We start from the raw sequence: 22,469 nt of genomic DNA, 5'->3' as shown, positions 1-22,469 counted from the left end.
GTGACTGACTTTACGGGGCGGATGTCGCACCATCGCGTTGAGCCGCCGCTACTCAGGAATGCCCGCACGAAAATTCTCTTGGCCAGGCACGATGGGCGCCATGACCGATACGGGCCTGCCCGCGGAACTCGGCAAACCGGCCGAACGAGCCCTCGCGGCGGCCGGAATCCGCCACCTCGACGACCTCACCACCTGGACCGAACGCGACCTCGCCGCCCTGCACGGCGTGGGCCCGACCGCCGTGACCAAGCTCCGCGCCGCGCTCGCCGCCCGCAACCAGACCTTCGCCTGAGCTCCTCCTCGCGCGACGCCGGGACGGCGCGCGAGTGCGCCGGTACGATCCGACAAGCACTCCAGGGGAGGGGAAACCGGTGAAGCCGCTCGGCCGACACGACCCGCGCGTCGCGGGCAGGCACCGCTTGGTCGCGGTGATCGGTCATGGCGCGATGGGGCGGGTGCTGCTCGGGCGTGCGCCGGACGGCAGGCTGGTCGCGGTCAAGATGATTCACCGGCATCTCGCCGCGAATCCCGAATTCCGTGCTCGATTCCGGTTGGAAGTTCAAGCGTCCCAACGGGTTACCGGTGCCTACACGGCCGCCGTTCGGGACGCTGATCCGGACGCCGAAGAGCCTTGGCTCGCTTCGGTTTTCGTACCCGGTCCGTCCTTGCGCGCCGCGATCGATCAGTACGGACCGATGCCGCTCGGCGGCCTACGGCTACTGGCAGCGGGTCTCGGCTCCGCCCTGGTGGAGATCCACCGTGCGGGGATGATCCACCGCGACCTCAAGCCGACGAATGTCCTACTGGCCGAGGACGGCCCGCGCGTCATCGACTTCGGCATCGCTCGGGCGCTGGAAGCCGATCTCCAGCTCACCAGCACCGGTACGCTGATCGGTTCGCCCGCGTTCATGTCGCCAGAGCAGGCTTCCGGCCACGAACTCGGCACTGCCAGTGACGTTTTCTCGGTCGGCGCGATGCTGGTCATGGCGGCCACCGGAGAGAGCCCGTTCCTCGGCGCGTCGACGCCGCAGACGTTGTACAACGTCGTGCACAACAGCGCCGACACGAGCCAGGTGCCTTCGGCGCTGCGGCAGGTCGTTGCGGCCTGCCTGGAGAAGAACCCGGCAGCGCGCCCGACACCCGGTCAACTGATCGACGCGGTAGCCGCGATGACCGCACGGCCGGGATGGCCCGCGGCGGTTCGGCAGCAGATCGAGCGCGATCGTGCGGCGGCCGAGAACTGGATCGAAACCGACGGCGAGGCACCGGTCCGCTCATCGCGGCGCACCGCGATAGGGGTTGCCGCCGCAGCGGTGTTCGCCGTCTTGGCGGCGGGCACGGTCGCGGCCTTCCTCGTCGATCGAGGCGGTTCGCCTGACACTCCCGACCCACTGGCGAACCGGACGCTGGAATTGACCGACGAACAAATGCGCCGCACCGACACCTGCGCGCTGCTCGGCAATGATGTCGTCGGAAGTCTGGGACAACCGGTGCGGCCAGAGCTCGCAGATTCGTCGGTGTGTGGAACGACATTCGTGGAACCGGGTGGGCGCCGAACACGCATGACGGTCAGTGTGGGAACGGCGGTGGCCGGACCACCACGCACCGAGCAGGTCGCAGGCCGATCCGTGCTCGACACCACCGCAGGCGCGCGGTCCTGCGGCCGAGCGGTGGCCGTCCGCACCGAACCGACGCTCGGCGTCGACGTGAAAATCGCCGAAGCCGATGGCGATTCCTGCGCGCTGGCCACCGCCACGCTCAAAGCCGTTGTGACGCGCCTGCTCACGAACCCACCGAGTGTGCACCCGCCGAAACAGTCTGTGGTGACCCTCGTTCCTTGCGATGCCGTCGACCAAGCCGTTCTCGCTCCGTACACGGGCGGTGCGCGTCCCACGGCAGTGGACGTCCACACCTGCACCTGGACGGGTAGCCCGTTCGTCATCACGCTGCACGCCGCAGAGGGCAAGCGGGTCGAGTCGGACCGGCGGTACACCGTGCTCGAGGTGAACGCAGGCAAGCTGGGCGACCTCCCGGCGGCGCGCCGTATCGATGCGGACGGAACCTGCGCCACCTACTATCTGGTTCGCCCGACCATCGAAGATCGAGGAGAACTGATCGCCGTGACCGCACAACCGGCAGCCGCAGGCGCCGCCGACACCGCCTGCGCCACGACCGAAGCGGTACTCACCGGTGTCGAAGCTCGGAGGGTGAATTCCTGATGGTGAAGCGCTTGGCGGTCGGTGACCCGGCCAGGATCGGCAGATACCGGCTGCTCGGTGAACTCGGTTCCGGCGGCATGGGGCGGGTCCTGCTCGGTGTCGGCCCCGATGGACGACTCGTCGCCATCAAACAGGTGCACCAGCATCTGGTCACCGAGGAAGACTTCCTGCCCAGGTTCCGGCGCGAGGTGCAGACCTCGGCCAAGGTCTCCGGCGCCTTCACCGCGGCCGTGGTCGACTTCGATACGGAATCGGAATCACCTTGGCTTGCTTCGCTTTTCGTGCCAGGCGTGCCCTTGGGCAAGGCCGTCCAGGAATACGGACCGTGCACCACCGCCGAAGTGCGCATGCTGGCCGTCGGCCTTGCCACGGCATTGCAGGCCATCCACGGTGCCGGGCTGGTGCACCGGGATCTCAAGCCCGCCAACGTGATTCTCGCCGAAGACGGGCCGCGGGTCATCGACTTCGGCATCGCGCGAGCAGTCGAGGGCAGGTCCGAGCTCACCCACACCGGCTCGATCATCGGTTCCCCCGCCTACATGTCGCCGGAACAAGCGCAATCGCTGCCGCTGACACCCGCCAGCGACATCTTCTCTCTCGGCAGCGTCCTGGCCATGGCTGCGGGCGGCAGCAGCCCGTTCGCCGGGGCGTCGATGCCGCACACGCTCTACAACATCGCGCACACCGAACCAGACCTGAGCGGATTGCCGCCCGAGGTGGCGGAATTGGTGCGGCCGTGCCTGGCGAAGGATCCGCAGGAGCGCCCGACGCCCGCCGAGCTCCTCGATTTCCTCGGCCCGCTGCCGCCACCCCATCGGCCGTGGTCGGCCCGCGTGCACCGGGAGATCAACGATCAAGCGGTGGAGGTCGCGGCATTGCTCGCCGATCCGGAGGCAACTCAGATTGTCGGTGCCACCCCGACGCCAAGCGCGGCGCAGCATGTCGCCGACATCGAGCAGCGGTTGCAGGCGCTCGTCGAGATTCAACGGGCCACCAACCTACGCAGGCGGCGTAAGCGGGCACTCACCGCGGTGTCGGCGGTAGTGCTGCTGGTCGCCGGGGTCATCACGGCGACTGCCGTGTTCAGCGGTGGCGAGGACACTCCGGTCCGCGAGACAGCGAATCCGCTTGTGGGGCTGAACCTCACGAAGCTGCGGTCGATCGACCTGTGTGCCGCCGTCGAGCAGCCGCTTGTCTCGTCGGTCGGCGAGTGGACCAAGAAGCCGAGCTCCAGTCAATGGGGTACCTGCGCCGCCCAGGCGGGCGAGTACCAGTTCGACTTCGACATCAAACGCATTGATGGCTACCGGGACAACGGCGCGAAGGCAGCAGGCGCCTCGGTGCTGGAGGACGTGGCCGGTGCGCAGGACGGCTGCGGCCGGGCCCTGTTGCCCGCGGCGATGGAACGCCAATTCGGCATTGCGGTGCGCGTGCGCGGCGGGGACACCGACAAGCGCTGCGGCATCGCCGACGAGGCCGCCGCACAGTTGGTGAGCCGGATAGCGCAAGGCGCACCGCAACTTCCGAACAGCCGCATCTCGCTCGCGAAGCACGACCCGTGCGCACTGGTCGATTCGATCGTGGTCAGGCTCAACATCGGTGAAAAGGTGCGCGGCGAGCCGGATCTGCTGCACACCTGCAAGTGGAGCTCCGTCGGTCCGACCACCGTCTCCTTCGAGCGCTCGAAGATTCTGGTGCCGACCGAGAAGCCCATTCCGTTCGACCTGGGCGGCGGCAACTTCGTCTTCCTCGATGAGGCGGAGCTGGGATCACCTGCCTGCGTGCGTCGCGGCCAATATCGACAGATCGACAACAGCGACGCGGAGGTGGTGACGGTGCAGGTCGAGAATCCGTCGGTTAACGAACATCCCGAATTCCGGTGTGCTGCCGCGCAAACGGTGTTGCAGAACATCATGGAGAACCTGCCGCGGGTGAACGGATGAGCAGGCGTGCGTGCGCGGCCGCGTCCTTGGCCGCTGTTGCCCTTGTGCTGGTCGGCGGATGCGCGTCGACGGAGCCGGGGGCGGGGGTGCCCGGCGAACCCGATGTGCGGACGTTGGATACCGGCCGATTCCCGACCGCGCGGCCGAGCCAGTCCACCCGGTTGGACGACATCGGCTATGCCCGACTGGAGGCCGCGCGATTGGCTGGCGCGGTGCTCAGCCCGCACGAGGTCGATGCCACCTATTCCAACGGCATATCCGCCCAGGTACACACCGACGTGCAGTCGTTGACGCGATATCTCGCCGAGCCGGTGATTCCGGTGCTGCTGAATCATGGCTTCCTCGTAGGGTTCTCGACGGGCTCAGCGGACGAGAAGCGGACGCAGCAGGCTCCCGACGGGAGCACACTGCGTGCGGGGCTGACCGTGACGGTGCTGCGTTTCCCCGATGCCGCGGCGGCGAAAGCGGCGGCCGTCGAGCTCGATGCGATCGACCTCGGGCTCAGTCCGGAGAACGCCCCGGCCACGCTGCCGAAATACCCTGACTCCCGGGCGCATTGGCGTCCTGGCGTGCCGTCACTCGGCAGCACCACTCCGCACGGCAGCTACGTGATCAGCATGCTCGCGGAGGCACGGACCCCGGATCTCAACCGGTTGATCGAATCGACACAGAAGTACCTCGATGCCGAAGTCGTTGAGCTGGACAAATTCACGCCGACACCAGTCGGCAAGTTCAGTACGCTGCGGCAGGATCCGGACGGGCTGCTCGCCAGGGTCATCCACGATCAACGCGTGGTGCCTGCGCCCGATGGGCAGGGAGAAGTGGTGCTGTCGTTGCGCGGCTACCTGAATTATCTGCAGGATCAGACGGGTCGGTACCCGGTCTTGCAGCGGGCCGGGGTCGACCAGATCGCGGTGACGCCCGATGCTTTCGGCTTCCGCACCCGTGATGACGCCGCCGCAACGACATTCGTGCGGGAGTCCGCCGAGCTCGGCAACGCGGTGGACCGCAGGGCGGTCGATCCGCCCGACGACGTTCCCGGCGCGCAGTGTGTGCAGGACTATCTCGCGTTCAAGGAGGGGCAGTTCCGCTGCTTCGTTTCCTACCGCAGATACGTCGCCCTGGTGATCGGTCCACGACTGTGGGAGACCCAGCAGCGCGCCGCAGCGCAATTCGCTTTGCTTGCCAACAGTCAGCGGTGAGCGCGCGGTTTGCGTTGGGAGACTTCAGGTGTAGGGATCCCAGATACCTCTAGTACCCCTGGTACGCGCGCCCCTGACCGACAGCCACCACGCCCGGCACATTGTTGACGGACCCATACCTGTCGATCGAATACCGAACACCAGCGATGATGTTGTCCACCGGATTCCAGATGTCGTCGTGCCCTGGCGCCTTGTACGCGTTGAAGGTGCTGTCGATGGTCTGCATCAACCCCTTCGACGGATGCCCGGCCTCCCAGTTACTGTCCCACCGGTTTTCGGCATACGGGTTACCGGCTGACTCGTGCTCGATGATCATGGCGATGGCACGCTCATCGATATCCTTGGGGTCGTAGCCCATTTCGATGAGTTTCTGTTTGGCTTCGGCGATCCATTTCGCCATATCACCGCTCGGCAGCGGGCCGGTGGGGGCGCTGGAACTCGGGCCGCCGGACGAGGAACCCGAGTTGTAGTTCCCCATCGCGTAATTCGGCCGGTCCGAGTTCGACGAGCTGACCGGGGAGGCACTGCTGACCGGGGACGCGTGCGACGACGTGGTGGTGACCGGAGTGCCGGAGTTGGCGCCGGCGGGCGCGGTGTTCGCGGCGGGCGCCACGTTCGCGCTCGGCTCGCCGAGCCCGGCAAATGCCTGGTCCAGCTTGGTGATCGCGGCATCCACCTGCGTCTTTGCCTGGTTGGCAACGGTTTCGGCGGATTTCAGCGCGTTGGTCAGATCCCAGGTGCGGGTGGCGGCCTGGTGTTGTTCCTGGAGGACCAGTCCCTCGACGTCGGCTTTGTTCGCGTGCTCGCGGAGGGCGGCGATGCGGGTGGTGGCGTTGACGGTGCCGTTGGGCTCGACGTCGAACGGCGGGCTTTGGTTGATCGCGTCGTCGCGCAGCTGCACCACTTTGGCTTTCGCTTCGACCAGGTTGCCGACCTGAGCGGTGAGTGCCGTCTTCAGTTCGAGCAGCGCGGCGCTGACGGCGGAGGCTTTGGTCTTCTCGGTGTCCATCCTGGCGGTCGCCGCCGCGCCTGCGGCGCCGGACCATTTGTCGTCCAGCGCTTTCGTTTCGGTGGCGCCGTTGCCGACGGCGGTGTCCAACCCTTGCGAGATGGTGCCCGCATGCTCACCCGCGGTGCCGAGTTGTTCTGGCTTCCAGTTGTCCACGTCGGGGATGGTCAGGGTCATGGCAGTCCGATCGCCTCGAGCTTGGCGGTGAAATCGTCCTCGGCGAGTTCGTATTTGCCCGCGGCGTTGTGCATGTTGTCGGCGATGGTGGTGAGCCGGTCGCCGATGCGACCGAGGCAGCGGTTGACCGCATCGCCTGCCCGCTGTGCGGTGGCGCCGAATTCGGTGCCGGGGAGCGCGGTGGCTGCGTTGGCAAAGGCGTCACCGTCGTTGAGTGTGGTGACCGCACCGGCTTCGGTGCCGAGAGTTTGCGCGAACGACCGCAGCGCCTCGGGATCGACCTGCATTTTCGTCGCAGGCGACTGATTGTTCTCGACCATAAGTCCCCCTTCCCGCCCGACCGTAGGTCGCGGTCAGCATAGCAAAATCGGGTTGCCGACAAGGGCGCCCGCGAGGGTCAGGCAGTCCGCGAACCGAACTCTGTCAGTCCTGGTCCGTTATGTTGATCACGGCGGCGCCTGCGAGGACAAGTGCAGGCGCCACGACAGAGAGGTCGGCGGATGCGCGCAGCTCAGATCAGCAAGCTAGAGGGCCCGGAAGCGATCGAGATCGTGGATATCCCGGAACCCGCGGCCTATCCGGGTGGCGTCGTGATCGACGTGCACGCGGCCGGGGTGGCATTCCCCGATGTGCTGATGTCGCGCGGGCTCTACCAGATGAAGCCGGAGCTGCCGTTCGTCGTCGGCGGCGAGGTAGCCGGGATCGTCCGGGAAGCCCCGGCGGACGCGCACGTCAAGGCCGGTGACCGGGTCGTCGCGCTCACGCTGCTCGGCAATGCCATGGCAGAGGTGGCAGTCGCGCCTGCCGCGATGGTGTTCGCGCTGCCCGACAATGTCTCGCTGGAGGCGGGCGCAGGCATTCTGTTCAACGATCTGACCGTGCACTTCTGCTTGCGCAATCGCGGCAGGCTGGCCGCGGGCGAGACCGTGCTCGTGCACGGCGCCGCGGGCGGCATCGGCACGTCGACGCTGCGCATGGCGGTGGCCCTCGGCGCAGGCCGGGTCATCGCGGTGGTCAGCACGGAGGAAAAGGCCGCGGTGGCGCGGGCCAACGGCGCCACCGACGTGGTGCTCACCGACGGCTGGCTCGCCGCGGTCAAGGAACTGACCGGCGGCCGCGGCGTGGATATCGTGCTCGATCCGGTCGGCGGCGATCGCTTCACCGACAGCATTCGTTCGCTGGCCTCGGCGGGCCGCCTGCTCGTGGTCGGCTTCACCGCGGGGGAGATCCCCACGGTCAAGGTGAACCGGCTGTTGCTCAAGAACGTCGAGGTCACCGGCGCGGCATGGGGCGAATGGGTGATGACCCATCCCGGCTACCTGGCCGAGCAGTGGGACGAGGTCGCACCGCTGCTCGCCGCGGGCACGATCGCCCCGCCGGAGCCGGTGCTCTACCCGTTGGATCGGGCCGCCGAGGCCGTCGCGTCGCTGGACAACCGGACCGCGACCGGCAAAGTCGTTGTCACACTGCGCTGACGGGTTGTTCGAATGATGATGTTGTCCAACCGGGTGTTGAACCGGACCCTGCTCGCCCGCCAGCACCTGCTCGAACGGTCGAGCCTGACCGTGCCCGAGATGTGTGACTACCTTGTCGGGTTGCAAGCGCAGGACTCCCCGCCGCCGTTCGTCGCATTGTGGAGCCGCATCGCCGATTTCGATCCGGCGACCGTGTCGGACGGGCTGGAGGATCGTTCGCTGGTCCGGATCACCCTGATGCGCGGCACCATTCACCTGGTGACTCCGCCGGACGCGCTGCGCATCGCGCCGCATATTCAGCCGGAACTCGAAAAGGTGCCCTTCCGTAAGGGTTTCAATTACGGCGCGATGGTCGGGCTCGATCCCGACGAGGTGCGCAAGCACGGCGAGGCCGCGCTGGGCGACGAGCCCATGTCGGCCGCCGACCTGCGTGCCAAAGCCGCAGCGTTGTACCCGGATCGGGATGCGGGCGCGGTCCTGCAGACCTGGCTGTATCAGCTTCCGGTGCTGCAGACACCGCCGCGCGGCAAGTGGAAGGACAGCAGCAGGCCGGTGTGGTCGCGGGTCGAGCCGTGGCTCGGCGCACCGCTGGACCCCAGCTATCCGCTGGCAGAGTTGGTCTTTCGCTATCTGCGCGCGTTCGGCCCGGCCAGCACCATGGACATGCAGACCTGGTCCAGGATGACCGGGATGAAGGCCGTCGTCGATCAGCTCGGTGATCGCCTGCGCACTTACACCGACGAACGCGGCCGCACCCTCTACGACGTCGCGGACGGCGAACTGGCCGATCCGGACCTGCCTGCCCCGGTCCGGCTGCTCGGCTGGTACGACAATGCGCTGCTCTCCCACCAGGATCGGACCAGGATCGTGCCAGAGGGCCCGTTTCTCGGGACGTTCGGCCTCGCGGTATCACCGGTGCTGCTCGACGGATACCTCGCCGGGCTCTACAAGGTCTTCCCGGACAAGAACGTTGCCCGGTTGCGGATCAGCCCGACCCGGACCTGGTCGGCCGCCGAACGCCGGGCCGTCGATGCCGAAAGCCACGCGCTGCTCGCATTTCTCGAAGCAGGTAAGGAACCGCAGGTCGAGATCCTCGAGGTGGGCGCGGACCTGCGCCTGTGACGGGCTGCGGGACAGCCGGTTTCGTGCGGTCGAGGTGGGCCGCCGGAACGGTCGCCGCCGAGTCCGCGTGCGTCGTCTATCGCTCGGTGGCCGCGCGATAGGCGGGCGCCTTCGTCGTGCCCGCCGGATCGAGGGTGCGCAGCAACGGCAGCGTGCGATACGACACCACCGTCGAGAGCACGATCACGCTGTGCGACCGCACCACCGACGAAGTCTGGTCGATGCTCAACAACACCGTCTGCAGGCCGGCGTGCGAGTCGGCGCCGATCCGGCACCAGACGTCCCCGGAGCCGGTGGTCGCGTACGCCTCCAAAACCCCTGGTATCCCGTCGAGTTCGGCGGCGACCGCGTCCAGTGCGCCCTGGGCGATCTCCAGCGTGACGAACGCCTGGACATCGAAACCCGCTGCGGTGACATCGATCTGCGGGTCGTAGGAGGCGATGACGCCGGATTCCTCCATCCGGCCGATCCTGGACTGCACCGTCGCCCTTGCCACTCGGGTCCGGCGGGACAGTTCGAGGATGCCCGCCTTCTGATACTCGTGCATCGCGGTGAGAATCGCGAGATCGAGTTCGTCTAATTTCGCCGGCGTGCGCGACATGACCGCCTCCGTTTCGAGCGCAGGCTGGGGCCTCCAGCCAGGAATAGCATCAGCCAGCTGATGCTATTCAAATTGTCCAGCATTCCGGGGCGTTTCCTAGCCGAAACCGCCACAGTGTCTACCGAAAATCGCTGCGGTTGCCTATCCGACCTGCCTGACGATTACTTGGTGCATGACCATCGAGCACCTGCCCAATGCCCGGTCCAGCACGACCTCTGGCGGTTCGAGCACCGCCCCGACCGACGGTGAGCTGCGCAAGCTCGTCGGCCTCGTCGACCATGATGTCAGCGTCGATCCCTTTCCGGTGATCGGCTGGGATGCCCTCGTCTGGGTCGTCGGCAACGCGACGCAGACCGCGCATTACCTCGAGTCCGCCTATGGTATGCGCCTCGAGGCCTATTCGGGTCCCGAGACCGGCAACCGCGATCACAAGGCCTTCGTATTGCGCAGCGGCGGAGCCCGCTTCGTGATCAAGGGCGCCGTCGACCCGGACAGCAGCCTGGTCACGCACCATGATCGGCACGGCGACGGCGTGGTCGACATCGCGCTCGAGGTGCCCGATGTGGACCGCTGCGTCGAGTGGGCGCGCACCCACGGCGCCACCGTCCTCGTCGAACCGCACGACGAGACAGACGATTTCGGCACCGTCCGGAGCGCGGCCATCGCCACCTACGGCGAGACCCGGCACACCCTGGTCGACCGTTCCCGCTATGACGGCCCGTATCTGCCCGGCTACATCACCCGCAAGGCCGGCTACCAGCCGCGCGAAGGCGCGCCGGTGCGGCTGTTCCAGGCGATCGACCATGTCGTCGGCAACGTCGAGCTCGGGCAGATGGACGAGTGGGTCGAGTTCTACCGCCGCGTCATGGGATTCACCAACATGGCCGAGTTCGTCGGCGACGACATCGCCACCGAGTATTCGGCGCTGATGAGCAAGGTTGTCGCGAACGGCAATCACCGGGTGAAGTTCCCGCTCAACGAGCCCGCCGTCAGCAAGAAGCGTTCGCAGATCGACGAATACCTCGAGTTCTACCGCGGGCCCGGCGTCCAGCACATCGCGTTGGCCACCAGCGACATCCTCGCCTGCGTCGACGCGCTGCGCCGCGAGGGTGTGGAATTCCTCGACGCCCCCGACTCCTACTACGAGGACCCCGAACTGCGTGCCCGCATCGGTCACGTCCGGGTGCCGGTCGAGGAGTTGCAGCGCCGAGGCATCCTGGTCGACCGCGACGAGGACGGCTACCTGCTGCAGATCTTCACCAAGCCGATCACCGACCGCCCCACCGTCTTCTTCGAGCTGATCGAGCGGCACGGCTCGCTCGGCTTCGGCAAGGGCAACTTCAAGGCACTCTTCCAGGCGATCGAGCGCGAACAAGAGGCTCGCGGCAACCTGTGATCGGTTGTGGCCCTGAGCATCCGGCAGTACGCTCCGTGGATTCGCCGGATGTCTGTGGAGGGCTGCCGTGCTCTATCGATCTGCTGCGGCCGTAGCCTTCGCTGTCGCGCTCACCTTCGGGGCGAGCGCGGCGGCGTACGCCGATCCCGCACCGAGCTACCACCCGTCTCTCGACGACTGCCTGTCCGCCATGTCGAGAATCAAAGCGGGCCCAGCCCAGTGCACGTATCTCGACGACCAACGTGTCTGGGAGCTCCGCGTCCCCAACGGCTAGCGGGTCGCGTGCCAGGCCACTCGCCGTCGGCGTGGGTAGAGTGCAGGCATGCGGATAGGGGCGTTGGTCGGCTGCGCGGCAGCGCTGTCTTTGGTGCTGACGGCGTGCGGTTCGGGGGGCGATTCGGACAACACCAACACCCCGTTGCGGCCGCCGCCGAAGGTGGCCTCGCTCGGCCCGTTCGTCGGTGAGTGCGGACACGCCACCGACGACGAGGTGCGCGATATCGCACAGCTCGGCCAGATCTCCCAGGCGTTGAAGAACTCGACCGGCTGCAATTGGCAGTCCTCTGGATACGGTTCGCCCAGTGTCACTTTCGCCTCCTACCGAGGCAGCCCGATCGCGCGCGAGAAGGCCTGGGTGTCCACCCAGGGACGCAACCCGCAGACGATCAATGTCGGCGGGCGCACCGGCTGGCAGGCGCTGGAGCCGACCGGCCAGGTCTGCGACCTCGCGGTGCAACTCGACGACGACTTCTTCGAATGGTCCATGTCGTTCGGCGTCTACCCGGCGAACGGCAACCCGTGCGATCGGATGCACAAGCTCGCCGAACTCACCGTGCAGCGGCTGAAGTGAGAAGGGGACCGGCCATGAATCGTCGTCGCGCCTCGACCCGAGGAATACTCGCCGCACTGGCTGCGTTGTCTGTCTCGGCCACCGCCGCAGGCTGCGGCCAGACCATCAGCGGTCAGGCCTTTCCGGCAGGCGCAGGCACCGGGGACAACGTCAACACCAAGTTCGACAAGCTGCTGCGCGAATGCGAAATCGTCACCCTCGAGCAGATCGGGGAGGCGGCCGCGGGCAAGGGGGCCGTCGCGCAACCGTCTTTCTACGGTGCAGTGTGCATGTGGGAAGTGCCAGGGTCCGCAGGCAATGCCATGGTCACCCTGAACTGGTACGAGGTCGGCGCGTTGAACAACGAGAAGACCAACAACGACAAGCTCGGGTATCTCACCGACAACATCACCGTGCAGGGCAGGCGGGCGTTGCAGACCAAGCGGCCGAACGATCCGGATTCCTGCGGCGTCAGTGCGGGCGCGGCGGATCAGGGTGTCATCGGCTTCTGGATCAACTACCGCCCCGGGTCATCGCATCCGGATCCGTGCGAAGGGGCGAAGAAACTCGTAGAGTTGACGTTGAACTTGGCCAGGTAGCGGGGTCTCGAGCCACCCCGCTTTGACCCTGTGTCGCGACCACAGGTATCGTGGATCGCTGTGCCCGGAAGCATACGGGCAAGTTCGTGCGTGACCGTAGGCCAGCGAAAGCGGCTGACACCTCCAGCGTGCCCGTAATTCGGGCCCTGCGCCGCGCGCGACACGCCCGACCTCGGGACGCGAGAAACGTGGTTGGACGTGCGAGTGAAGGCTCGATGACACGGACATTAAGAACCAGACACCGCGTTACTAATAAGGAAAGCCGGTCTATGCCAACGATCAACCAGCTGGTCCGCAAGGGTCGCCGCGACAAGGTCGCGAAGACGAAGACCGCGGCCCTCAAGGGGAGCCCGCAGCGTCGTGGCGTGTGCACCCGCGTGTACACCACGACCCCGAAGAAGCCGAACTCCGCGCTGCGTAAGGTCGCGCGCGTTCGCCTGACCAGCGCGGTCGAGGTCACGGCCTACATCCCGGGCGAAGGCCACAACCTGCAGGAGCACTCGATGGTGCTCGTGCGCGGCGGTCGTGTGAAGGACCTCCCCGGTGTGCGCTACAAGATCATCCGCGGTTCCCTCGACACCCAGGGTGTGAAGAACCGCAAGCAGGCCCGCAGCCGTTACGGCGCCAAGAAGGAGAAGAGCTGATATGCCACGCAAGGGCCCCGCACCCAAGCGTCCGCTGATCAACGACCCGGTCTACGGTTCGCCGCTGGTCACTCAGCTGGTCAACAAGATCCTGCTGGACGGCAAGAAGTCCACCGCCGAGCGCATCGTCTACGGCGCGCTGGAGCAGGCGCGCGAGAAGACCGGCACCGATCCGGTCGTCACCCTCAAGCGCGCGCTGGACAACGTCAAGCCTGCCCTCGAGGTCAAGCCGCGCCGCGTCGGTGGCGCCACCTACCAGGTGCCGGTCGAGGTTCGTCCGGGTCGCTCCAACACCCTCGCGCTGCGCTGGCTGGTCAACTACTCCCGCGCACGCCGTGAGAAGACCATGGTCGAGCGTCTCGCCAACGAGCTGCTCGATGCCAGCAATGGTCTCGGCGCCTCGGTGAAGCGTCGGGAAGACACCCACAAGATGGCCGAGTCGAACCGGGCCTTCGCGCACTACCGCTGGTGACGTCTGCCCGGCCCGTAGTTATTGGGTCGGGAGGCACAGCCGGTCGCGGCACCTACCTGCCGCGTCCGGCGTTGACAAAAAGACGACCACCGGGTCGTCCCCGAAAATCCCAACTAGCTACGAGCGGGGAAGATTTCCGTGGCACAGGACGTGCTCACCGACCTGAACAAGGTCCGCAACATCGGCATCATGGCCCACATCGATGCGGGCAAGACGACCACAACTGAACGCATCCTCTTCTACACCGGCATCACCTACAAGATCGGTGAGGTCCACGATGGCGCAGCCACCATGGACTGGATGGAGCAGGAGCAGGAGCGTGGTATCACCATCACCTCCGCGGCTACCACGTGTTACTGGAACAACAACCAGATCAACATCATCGACACCCCCGGGCACGTCGACTTCACCGTCGAGGTGGAGCGTTCGCTGCGCGTGCTCGACGGCGCCGTCGCGGTGTTCGACGGCAAGGAAGGCGTCGAGCCGCAGTCCGAGCAGGTGTGGCGACAGGCCGATAAGTACGACGTGCCGCGTATCTGCTTCGTCAACAAGATGGACAAGCTCGGTGCGGACTTCTACTTCACCGTGCAGACCATCAAGGACCGCCTCGGTGCCAAGCCGCTGGTCATTCAGCTGCCGATCGGCGCTGAGGACACCTTCGAGGGCATCGTCGACCTGGTCGAGATGAATGCCAAGGTCTGGCGCGGCGAGACCAAGCTCGGCGAGTCCTACGAGGTCGTCGAGATTCCGGCCGAGCTCAAGGAGAAGGCCGATCAGTACCGTCAGGAACTGATGGAGACGGTCGCCGAATCCGATGAGGCGTTGCTGGAGAAGTTCTTCGGCGGCGAGGAGCTCTCGATCGAGGAGATCAAGGGCGCCATCCGCAAGATGACGGTCAACTCCGAGCTGTACCCGGTGCTGTGTGGTTCGGCGTTCAAGAACAAGGGCGTGCAGCCCATGCTCGACGCCGTGATCGACTACCTGCCGACGCCGCTGGACGACGGTGGCACCGACGGCCACGTGCCCGGCAAGGAAGACCAGATCATCCACCGCGACGCCAGCACGTCCGAGCCGTTCGCCGGCCTGGCGTTCAAGATCGCCGTGCACCCGTTCTTCGGCAAGCTGACCTACGTCCGCGTGTACTCGGGCAAGGTCGACTCCGGCGCCCAGGTCATCAACTCGACCAAGGGCAAGAAGGAGCGTCTGGGCAAGCTGTTCCAGATGCACTCCAACAAGGAGAACCCGGTCGGCGAGGCCGTGGCAGGCCACATCTACGCGGTCATCGGTCTGAAGGACACCACCACCGGTGACACCCTCTGCGACCCGCAGAACCAGATCGTGCTCGAGTCGATGACCTTCCCTGACCCGGTCATCGAGGTCTCCATCGAGCCGAAGACCAAGTCCGACCAGGAGAAGCTGGGCACCGCGATCCAGCGTCTCTCGGAAGAGGACCCGACCTTCTCGGTCAAGCTCGACCAGGAGACCGGCCAGACCGTCATCGGCGGCATGGGCGAGCTCCACCTCGACATCCTTGTCGACCGCATGAAGCGGGAATTCAAGGTCGAGGCGAACGTCGGCAAGCCGCAGGTGGCCTACCGCGAGACCATCACCAAGAAGGTCGAGAAGCTCGAGTTCACCCACAAGAAGCAGACGGGTGGCTCCGGCCAGTTCGCGAAGGTCATCATCGCCCTCGAGCCGTTCGTCGGCGAGGACGGCGCGACCTACGAGTTCGAGAACAAGGTCTCGGGTGGCCGCGTGCCGCGCGAGTACATCCCTTCGGTGGACGCCGGTGCGCAGGATGCCATGCAGTACGGTGTGCTCGCGGGCTACCCCCTGGTTAACCTGAAGGTCACCCTGCTCGACGGCGCGTACCACGACGTCGACTCGTCGGAAATGGCCTTCAAGATCGCCGGTTCGCAGGCGCTCAAGGAAGCGGCCCGTAAGGCCGGTCCGGTGATCCTCGAGCCGTTGATGGCGGTGGAGGTCATCACGCCCGAGGACTACATGGGTGATGTGATCGGCGACCTGAACTCCCGCCGTGGCCAGATTCAGGCCATGGAGGAACGCAGTGGTGCCCGTGTCGTCAAGGCGCTGGTTCCGCTCTCGGAGATGTTCGGCTATATCGGTGATCTGCGGTCGAAGACCCAGGGCCGGGCGAACTACTCCATGGTGTTCAACTCGTACGCGGAGGTTCCGGCCAACGTGTCGAAGGAGATCATCGCCAAGGCGACCGGCGAATAAGTCCGGCAGGGCAAGTGCCACACTTGCTGCAAGTCCCACTTCCGGGACGCGTTGCAGGCACTTGCCCCGCCAGCCGGGAGTCAGTACGACCCCAGAAATAACCGCACTGCTGCAACTGCACGCACCAACAAGTCCAGGAGGACACCACAGTGGCGAAGGCGAAGTTCGAGCGGACGAAGCCGCACGTCAACATCGGCACCATCGGTCACGTCGACCACGGCAAGACCACGCTGACTGCAGCGATCACCAAGGTGCTGGCTGACAAGTACCCGGATCTGAACGCGGCGTTCGCGTTCGACCAGATCGACAAGGCGCCGGAAGAGAAGGCTCGTGGTATCACGATCAACATCTCCCACGTCGAGTACCAGACGGAGAACCGTCACTACGCGCACGTCGACGCGCCGGGTCACGCTGACTACATCAAGAACATGATCACCGGTGCGGCGCAGATGGACGGTGCCATCCTCGTGGTCGCCGCGACCGACGGCCCGATGCCGCAGACCCGCGAGCACGTGCTGCTCGCCCGTCAGGTCGGCGTGCCCTACATCCTGGTCGCGCTGAACAAGTCGGACATGGTTGACGACGAGGAAATCCTCGAGCTCGTCGAGATGGAGGTCCGTGAGCTGCTCGCGGCCCAGGAGTTCGACGAGGACGCGCCGGTCGTGCGTGTCTCCGGTCTGAAGGCGCTCGAGGGCGACCCGAAGTGGACCGAGTCGATCGTCGAGCTGATGAACGCCGTCGACGAGTCGATCCCGACCCCGGTCCGTGAGACCGACAAGCCGTTCCTGATGCCGGTCGAGGACGTGTTCACGATCACCGGTCGTGGCACCGTCGTCACCGGTCGTGTCGAGCGCGGCATCGTCAACGTGAACGAGGAAGTCGAGATCGTCGGCATCCGCGAGAAGGTCACCAAGACCACCATCACGGGCATCGAGATGTTCCGCAAGCTGCTCGACCAGGGCCAGGCGGGCGACAACGTCGGCCTGCTGGTTCGTGGTATCAAGCGTGAAGATGTCGAGCGTGGCCAGGTTGTCGTGAAGCCGGGCACCACCACCCCGCACACCGAGTTCGAGGGCCAGGCCTACATCCTGTCCAAGGACGAGGGCGGCCGCCACACGCCGTTCTTCAACAACTACCGTCCGCAGTTCTACTTCCGTACGACTGACGTGACGGGCGTTGTGACCCTGCCCGAGGGCACCGAGATGGTCATGCCCGGTGACAACACCGAGATGTCCGTCAAGCTGATCCAGCCGGTCGCCATGGACGAGGGTCTGCGCTTCGCGATCCGCGAGGGTGGCCGCACCGTCGGCGCCGGTCGCGTCACGAAGATCGTCAAGTGATTCACTGAATCGCTGCACTGAACGGCGTCGCCCCGAAAGGGGCGGCGCCGTTCGGCATTTCGGGGGATATATTCGGTCGACAGTCGACCAGGAGGCGGGTACACATGGGGGCATGGTTACAGCACGTCCGCATTCGCGGTAGCAGTCGGTAGAGCGTTCAGTGGCGCGCTGCCCGCGCCGCGTCAGCTCCCGATACTCGTGCCGTCGCCGGAACGCATCAACCAGGCGGGTGTCATTTCTCTTGACGAAACCAGTTGATGGAGTGGGGGATTCCCATGACGCGTGCAATCACCGCCGATCTCGGCATGGTTCGGAATATCGGGATCATGGCGCATATCGATGCGGGCAAGACGACCACCACCGAGCGGATTCTGTTCTACACCGGTGTCACCTACAAGCTCGGCGAGGTGCATGACGGGACCGCCGTGATGGATCGGACCGTGCAGGAGCAGGAGCACGGGATCACCATCGCCTCGGCGGCGACAACCTGTTTCTGGAATGGCTTCCAGGTCAACATCATCGACACGCCAGGGCATGTCGACTTCACCGCGGAGGTGGAGCGTTCGCTGCGGGTGCTCGACGGTGCGGTCGCGGTCTTCGATGCCAAGGAGGGCGTCGAGCCGCAGTCCGAGCAGGTGTGGCGTCAGGCCGACAGGTACGACGTGCCGCGGATCTGTTTCGTGAACAAGATGGACAAGCTCGGTGCTGACTTCTTCTTCACCGTGCAGACCATCAGGGACCGTCTCGGCGCGACGCCGCTGGTCGTGCAGCTGCCGATCGGGGTCGAGGGCACCTTCGAAGGCGTTGTCGACCTGGTCGAAATGAACGCCAAGATCTGGTGTGGTGCAACGGATCTCGGTAAGCGCTACGACGTGGTCGCGATTCCGGCCGAGCTGCGTGTGCTGGCCGAACGGTACCGGGCCGAGCTGGTCGAGGTCGTCGCGGAGTCGGACGAGGCGCTGCTGGAGAAGTTCGTCGGTGGCGTCGCCTTCACGGTCGCGGAGATCAAGGCGGCTATTCGGGCGATGACGGTGAAATCCGTTGTGTACCCGGTGCTGTGCGGTTCGGCGTTCAAGAACACCGGCGTGCAGCCGATGCTCGACGCCGTGGTCGACTATCTGCCCTCGCCGCTGGACGGCGGCGGCACGGACGGTTGCCCGCCACACGACGAGACACAGGTGATCCACCGAAGTGCCAGCAGCAGTGCGCCTTTCGCGGCACTGGTGTTCAAGATTGCCGCGCATCCGTTCTTCGGCGAACTCGCCTACCTCCGGGTGTATTCGGGCCGTGCCGAACCGGGCACGGTTGTCAGCAATCCAGGACGAGGTCGAAAGGAGCGTTTGGGCAGGCTGTTCCAGATGCACTCCGACAAGGAGATTCCGGTCGGCGAAGCCACGGCGGGCCATATCTATGCCGTGGTCGGGCTGAAGGACGTCAGCACCGGTGACACCCTGTGCGACCCGCAGCACCAGATCGTGCTCGAGTCGATGACGTTCCCCGACCCGGTCATCGAGGTCGCCATCGAGCCGAAGACCAAGTCCGACCAGGAGAAGCTGAGCTTCGCGATCCAGAAGCTGGCCAGGGAGGATCCGACCTTCTCGGTGGCGCTGGATCAGGAGACCGGTCAGACCGTCATCGGCGGCATGGGCGAGTTGCACCTCGACGTCCTGCTCGACCGCATGAAACGGGATTTCCGGGTCGAGGCGAATATCGGCAAGCCGCAGGTGGCCTACCGCGAGACGATCACCAAGAAGGTCGACAAGCTCGAATACACCCACCGCAAGCAGCGCGGTGGGACCGGGCAGTTCGCCAAAGTGGTTGTCGCCGTTGAGCCGTTCCTCGGGTCCGACGGGGAGATCTACGCCTTCGACAACCGGGTCACCGGTGGCCGGGTGCCGAAGGAGTTCATCCCCGCGGTCGACGCCGGCGCGCAGGATGCCATGCAGTCCGGCGTGCTCGCCGGGTACCCGCTGGTGAACCTGAGGGTGATCCTGCTCGATGGTGCTGCGCACGAACAGGATTCGTCGGAACTAGCCTTCCGCACGGCAGGTGCCCAAGCGGTACGAGAGGCGGTGCGCAAGGCCGGTCCGGTGATTCTCGAGCCGTTGATGGCGGTGGAGGTCATCACGCCCGAGGACTACATGGGCGGCCTCGCGCATTCGCGACTCGCAAGCGCTCTTAGCGATGTGATCGGCGACCTGAACTCCCGCCGTGGCCAGATTCAGGCCATGGAGGAACGCAGTGGTGCCCGTGTCGTCAAGGCGCTGGTTCCGCTCTCGGAGATGTTCGGCTATATCGGTGATCTGCGGTCGAAGACCCAGGGCCGGGCGAACTACTCCATGGTGTTCAACTCGTACGCGGAGGTTCCGGCCAACGTGTTGAAGGAGATCATCGCCAAGGCGACCGGTCGCTGATCCGTCGGCGTCGCTCCGAAGGGAGCGGCGCCGTTCAGCGCCTGCCAGGCCGGACTTGTCCACCCTCGTGACGTGCTCGAGTTCTTGGCAGCGGGCGAAACCGGGGATGCGGTCTACGTCGAGGAGCGATCCTCCGAGTGCTGTCGGCGTCAGTCCTGCTTGCCGGGCTTGATGGGGTCGACGTGCAGGAGTTGGTGGGCAGGCTTGGTGCAGGCGTCGACGGGGAAGGGGAGCGGGCGTGAGGGCTGGGCAGGCAGGGAGACCAGGAGGTATTGGGCTGGGGTGCGTTCGCAGTCGAAGTTGCCTGCTTGGGCGTAGCGGAGGGTGGCGTGGGCGGCTTCGGTCGGGGCCAGGGTGACCGGGGCCGGTGCGGTGCTGTCGGTCTTGTGGTCGGCGGCGGGGCCGAGGGGAGTCGGGGGTGTGCCTGCAGCGAGGGAGACGTCGGGGTAGCCGGAGAGCGTGCACGGTGCGTTGCCGGTGTTGGTGAACACGACGGGAACGTAGATGCTGCCTGCGGCTCCGCCCTGCCTGCCGAGTGCTATGTCGAGATCGGCTGCGGTGCAGGCGGCTTCGGCCTTGGGGGCTGAGGGCGGCGGCGGCCGGTTCGGGGTCGGCTCGGCGGCGGCCGGTGTGCCCACCACCGGGCTGGCCGTGGTTGACGGTCCTGGCGAGGAGTCGGTGCATGCGGCCAGGGAGAGTGCCGCAGCGAGGACGACCAATGCTGTGCCGCGCATAAGGCAACCCTAGACCTGTCGGTGGTGGTTCTCGGCCGATTGCGAGGGGTGACTCGGGTTCGTCGCTGCTGCGGTCAGCACTTGAAGACTTGGCCGTCGTATTGCTCGCGGCGAGCGGCGGGGATCTCGTGCAGGCAGCCGAACGGGACGATGCCGTCGTCGCTCAGTTGCACGCCGCTCTTGGTGGCGGGGTTGACGCAGGTGAGGCCGTTGGTGGCGATGCGGCAGGAGTATTTGCCGAAGGTCAGCGCGCCGTCGTAGGGCAGCGTCTGGCCTTCTCCGTAGATGAAAAGGCCTGGGTCGCCACGGAATTGGCCGACGGTGAGGGCGGAGCCCGTGAAGCGCACGTAGCCGCCGTCCCAGTTGCCGACGCCGTCAGCAGGCTTGGGGACCGGGTTCTTCAGTTTGACGACGCAGTTGATGCCATCGATCTGGTATTCGGTGCCGGTGATGCAGCTGATCTTCCCCGACGGGCTGACGAACGCGATATCGCTTTTCAGGTCGGTGGCGGGTCCGGTGCCGGTGCTGGCGGAATGGTATCCGCCCAGGTCCGCCTGGGTGCCCGCCTGGACCCAGGCGATCCGCTCCTTGAGCTGGCTGTCCCGGCTCGGCGGCTTCGAGGGTGTCGCCGCGGTCGAGGTGGCCGGGGGCCGGTCCGAGCTCGACTGTGGCTTGCCAGGGGTGGACTGGGAGCAGGCGCTCAGCGCCAGGATCAAAGCAGCGAGCGCCGCGATTCGCATGATCATCACACTAGTCGTATGCGCCGCAACAGGTTCCGCCAGCGGACCACGCTAGCCTGGTCCGGAGGCATTTCCACACCTGGGAGGAGGTTCTTCCGGTCGGTCGGCACCGTCCGTTAGCGTCGACAATGCTAGACAACGATCAGTCGATCCGGAGGAACCATGAGTAAGTCGACCCTCGCCGCCGAGCTGAATATCACCGAGGGTGCCTTGAAGCATGGGATGCCCTACCTAGCGATGGGTTCCGGGCGACCGCTGGTTTTCCTGCGCTGGTTCACCCCCGACCACGCGAATCCCCGCGGCTGGATGCGCGACGCCGAGATCAAGATGCTCGCCCCGCTGGCCAAGCACTTCCGCGTCTACGCGGTCAACAGGGCACCCGGCATGGCCGAGGGCATCACCATGGCCGACATCGCCACCCAGCATGCAGCAGCGTTCCAGGCCGAGTTCGGCGGGCCGGTGGATGTGCTCGGCATTTCCTCGGGTGGCTCGATCGCCCTGCAACTGGCCGCCGACCATCCGAGCGCCGTGCGCCGCTTGATTGTCGCCTCCTCCGGCTACCGCCTCGACCCGATCGCAAAGGAAAGCCAGCTCCGCTACGGCGAAGCGGTGTTCGCAGGCCGTCGCGCCCTGCACCTGATGGCCCCGACCGCCGTCTCCTCCCCAGCGCTGGCCCGTGTCCTCGGCGTCGCCATGTGGCTGTTCGATCCGCTGGCCCGCCCGAAGAACCCCGCCGACACGTACGCCTTCGTCCGCGCCGAAGACGCCTTCGACCTGGACGCCCGCCTCCACGAAATCACCACCCCCACCCTCATTCTCGGCGGCGAACGCGACGCGGCCTACAGCGCGGAGAACTTCCGCCACACCGCCGACGGCATCCCCGACTCCCGCCTCACCATCTACCCCCGCACCACTCACACCGGCGTAGCCAAACACCCCGACTTCGCCCGCGACGTCGCCACCTTCCTCACCGCCGAAACCCCCTGACCCCCTCCAACCACGCCGCGAGTGGGACATGACAGAGGCGACACCCGCAAACGACTCCACCATGTCCCCCTCGCCGAACCCACCCCCATCGAACGGGACACAGCCGAGCCAACTTTCGCCCCGATCACTCTCCCCGGCCCCTTCTGGAGTTGGTCGACTGATCACGAGGCACTGACGGCGGCATCGCCCGAGAAGCCCCCGCCACCAGTGCCCCTTCGCCCAGAATCCACCCCTTGTACTCCCCACATACTGGGATCGCAGGTCTCTCCGATACCGGCACCCGTGGCTAGCCGTGCCTCAACACCGAAATCCGCACCCCCACTGC

Annotated in this window: 21 protein-coding genes; 16 read left to right on the top strand and 5 right to left on the bottom strand. The window is 66.1% G+C overall.

The window, feature by feature from the left end; all coding sequences use genetic code 11:
- Nucleotides 1–100: 100 nt before the first annotated feature.
- The 4 genes from NA11_RS04870 to NA11_RS04855 all read left to right on the top strand — a co-directional run bounded on the left by NA11_RS04870 (nt 101) and on the right by NA11_RS04855 (nt 5,364).
- Nucleotides 101–292 (top strand): helix-hairpin-helix domain-containing protein, encoded by a 192-nt coding sequence (locus NA11_RS04870; RefSeq protein WP_069160755.1) that lies wholly within the window; start codon nt 101–103, stop codon nt 290–292.
- Between the two features lie 79 nt (nt 293–371).
- A complete protein-coding gene (locus NA11_RS04865; RefSeq protein ID WP_069160537.1) occupies nt 372–2,219 on the top strand; it encodes a serine/threonine-protein kinase in 1,848 nt (615 codons plus the stop codon).
- Nucleotides 2,219–4,162, top strand: coding sequence for a serine/threonine-protein kinase (locus tag NA11_RS04860; RefSeq protein WP_069160536.1), 1,944 nt, complete (start codon nt 2,219–2,221; stop codon nt 4,160–4,162). The genes NA11_RS04865 and NA11_RS04860 overlap by 1 nt, the downstream gene beginning before the upstream one ends.
- Nucleotides 4,159–5,364 (top strand): DUF7373 family lipoprotein, encoded by a 1,206-nt coding sequence (locus tag NA11_RS04855; protein WP_141717417.1) that lies wholly within the window; start codon nt 4,159–4,161, stop codon nt 5,362–5,364. The genes NA11_RS04860 and NA11_RS04855 overlap by 4 nt, the downstream gene beginning before the upstream one ends.
- Before the next feature lie 49 nt (nt 5,365–5,413).
- On the opposite strand, the gene NA11_RS04850 is transcribed toward NA11_RS04855, so the two are convergent.
- Together NA11_RS04850 and NA11_RS04845 are read right to left on the bottom strand one after the other, a co-directional pair.
- Complete coding sequence (locus tag NA11_RS04850) at nt 5,414–6,550, bottom strand: transglycosylase SLT domain-containing protein (protein ID WP_069160534.1); 1,137 nt, start codon at nt 6,548–6,550, stop codon at nt 5,414–5,416.
- On the bottom strand, nt 6,547–6,870 hold the full coding sequence (locus NA11_RS04845) for a type VII secretion target (protein ID WP_069160533.1): 324 nt from the start codon (nt 6,868–6,870) through the stop codon (nt 6,547–6,549). The genes NA11_RS04850 and NA11_RS04845 overlap by 4 nt, the downstream gene beginning before the upstream one ends.
- Before the next feature lie 180 nt (nt 6,871–7,050).
- Here NA11_RS04845 and NA11_RS04840 point away from each other — a divergent pair, with 180 nt between their 5' ends.
- A complete protein-coding gene (locus NA11_RS04840; RefSeq protein WP_069160532.1) occupies nt 7,051–8,025 on the top strand; it encodes an NADPH:quinone oxidoreductase family protein in 975 nt (324 codons plus the stop codon).
- Nucleotides 8,026–8,037: 12 nt separating this feature from the next.
- Entirely contained in the window at nt 8,038–9,147 is a 1,110-nt protein-coding gene (locus tag NA11_RS04835; RefSeq protein WP_369691111.1) for a winged helix DNA-binding domain-containing protein, read from the top strand.
- A gap of 76 nt (nt 9,148–9,223) precedes the next feature.
- Here the strand turns inward: NA11_RS04835 and NA11_RS04830 are convergent, their stop codons facing one another.
- A complete protein-coding gene (locus NA11_RS04830; protein ID WP_069160530.1) occupies nt 9,224–9,748 on the bottom strand; it encodes an Lrp/AsnC family transcriptional regulator in 525 nt (174 codons plus the stop codon).
- Between the two features lie 172 nt (nt 9,749–9,920).
- Between NA11_RS04830 and hppD the strand changes: the two genes are divergently transcribed.
- The 9 genes from hppD to fusA (NA11_RS04785) all read left to right on the top strand — a co-directional run bounded on the left by hppD (nt 9,921) and on the right by fusA (NA11_RS04785) (nt 19,683).
- Nucleotides 9,921–11,144 carry a 4-hydroxyphenylpyruvate dioxygenase gene (gene hppD, locus NA11_RS04825; protein ID WP_069160529.1) on the top strand — a complete coding sequence of 408 codons (1,224 nt, stop codon included), beginning with the start codon at nt 9,921–9,923 and terminating at the stop codon, nt 11,142–11,144.
- A gap of 67 nt (nt 11,145–11,211) precedes the next feature.
- Nucleotides 11,212–11,418 carry a hypothetical protein gene (locus NA11_RS04820; protein ID WP_069160528.1) on the top strand — a complete coding sequence of 69 codons (207 nt, stop codon included), beginning with the start codon at nt 11,212–11,214 and terminating at the stop codon, nt 11,416–11,418.
- 48 nt (nt 11,419–11,466) lie between these two features.
- On the top strand, nt 11,467–11,994 hold the full coding sequence (locus tag NA11_RS04815; RefSeq protein ID WP_069160527.1) for a DUF3558 domain-containing protein: 528 nt from the start codon (nt 11,467–11,469) through the stop codon (nt 11,992–11,994).
- Between the two features lie 14 nt (nt 11,995–12,008).
- Nucleotides 12,009–12,572: a DUF3558 domain-containing protein gene (locus NA11_RS04810; protein ID WP_084654168.1), complete on the top strand. Its 564-nt coding sequence runs from the start codon at nt 12,009–12,011 to the stop codon at nt 12,570–12,572.
- Nucleotides 12,573–12,841: 269 nt separating this feature from the next.
- On the top strand, nt 12,842–13,216 hold the full coding sequence (gene rpsL, locus NA11_RS04805) for a 30S ribosomal protein S12 (RefSeq protein WP_014353064.1): 375 nt from the start codon (nt 12,842–12,844) through the stop codon (nt 13,214–13,216).
- Between the two features lies 1 nt (nt 13,217).
- Nucleotides 13,218–13,688 carry a 30S ribosomal protein S7 gene (gene rpsG, locus NA11_RS04800; protein WP_040739280.1) on the top strand — a complete coding sequence of 157 codons (471 nt, stop codon included), beginning with the start codon at nt 13,218–13,220 and terminating at the stop codon, nt 13,686–13,688.
- Between the two features lie 138 nt (nt 13,689–13,826).
- A complete protein-coding gene (fusA, locus tag NA11_RS04795) occupies nt 13,827–15,929 on the top strand; it encodes an elongation factor G (RefSeq protein WP_069160526.1) in 2,103 nt (700 codons plus the stop codon).
- A 149-nt stretch (nt 15,930–16,078) separates the two neighbouring features.
- Nucleotides 16,079–17,269, top strand: a complete 1,191-nt coding sequence (gene tuf, locus NA11_RS04790) for an elongation factor Tu (protein WP_069160525.1) — start codon at nt 16,079–16,081, stop codon at nt 17,267–17,269.
- Between the two features lie 275 nt (nt 17,270–17,544).
- On the top strand, nt 17,545–19,683 hold the full coding sequence (gene fusA / locus NA11_RS04785; protein WP_069160524.1) for an elongation factor G: 2,139 nt from the start codon (nt 17,545–17,547) through the stop codon (nt 19,681–19,683).
- A 149-nt stretch (nt 19,684–19,832) separates the two neighbouring features.
- Here the strand turns inward: fusA (NA11_RS04785) and NA11_RS04780 are convergent, their stop codons facing one another.
- Both NA11_RS04780 and NA11_RS04775 read right to left on the bottom strand, forming a co-directional pair.
- A complete protein-coding gene (locus NA11_RS04780; protein WP_069160523.1) occupies nt 19,833–20,417 on the bottom strand; it encodes a DUF4232 domain-containing protein in 585 nt (194 codons plus the stop codon).
- A 74-nt stretch (nt 20,418–20,491) separates the two neighbouring features.
- Nucleotides 20,492–21,163, bottom strand: coding sequence for a hypothetical protein (locus NA11_RS04775; protein ID WP_084654166.1), 672 nt, complete (start codon nt 21,161–21,163; stop codon nt 20,492–20,494).
- 156 nt (nt 21,164–21,319) lie between these two features.
- Here NA11_RS04775 and NA11_RS04770 point away from each other — a divergent pair, with 156 nt between their 5' ends.
- On the top strand, nt 21,320–22,144 hold the full coding sequence (locus NA11_RS04770) for an alpha/beta fold hydrolase (protein ID WP_069160522.1): 825 nt from the start codon (nt 21,320–21,322) through the stop codon (nt 22,142–22,144).
- The last annotated feature ends 325 nt before the right edge of the window (nt 22,145–22,469 follow it).

Source organism: Nocardia altamirensis NBRC 108246 (assembly GCF_001612685.1).
Lineage (GTDB): Bacteria > Actinomycetota > Actinomycetes > Mycobacteriales > Mycobacteriaceae > Nocardia > Nocardia altamirensis.
This window is presented reverse-complemented; position numbering and strand designations above follow the sequence as displayed.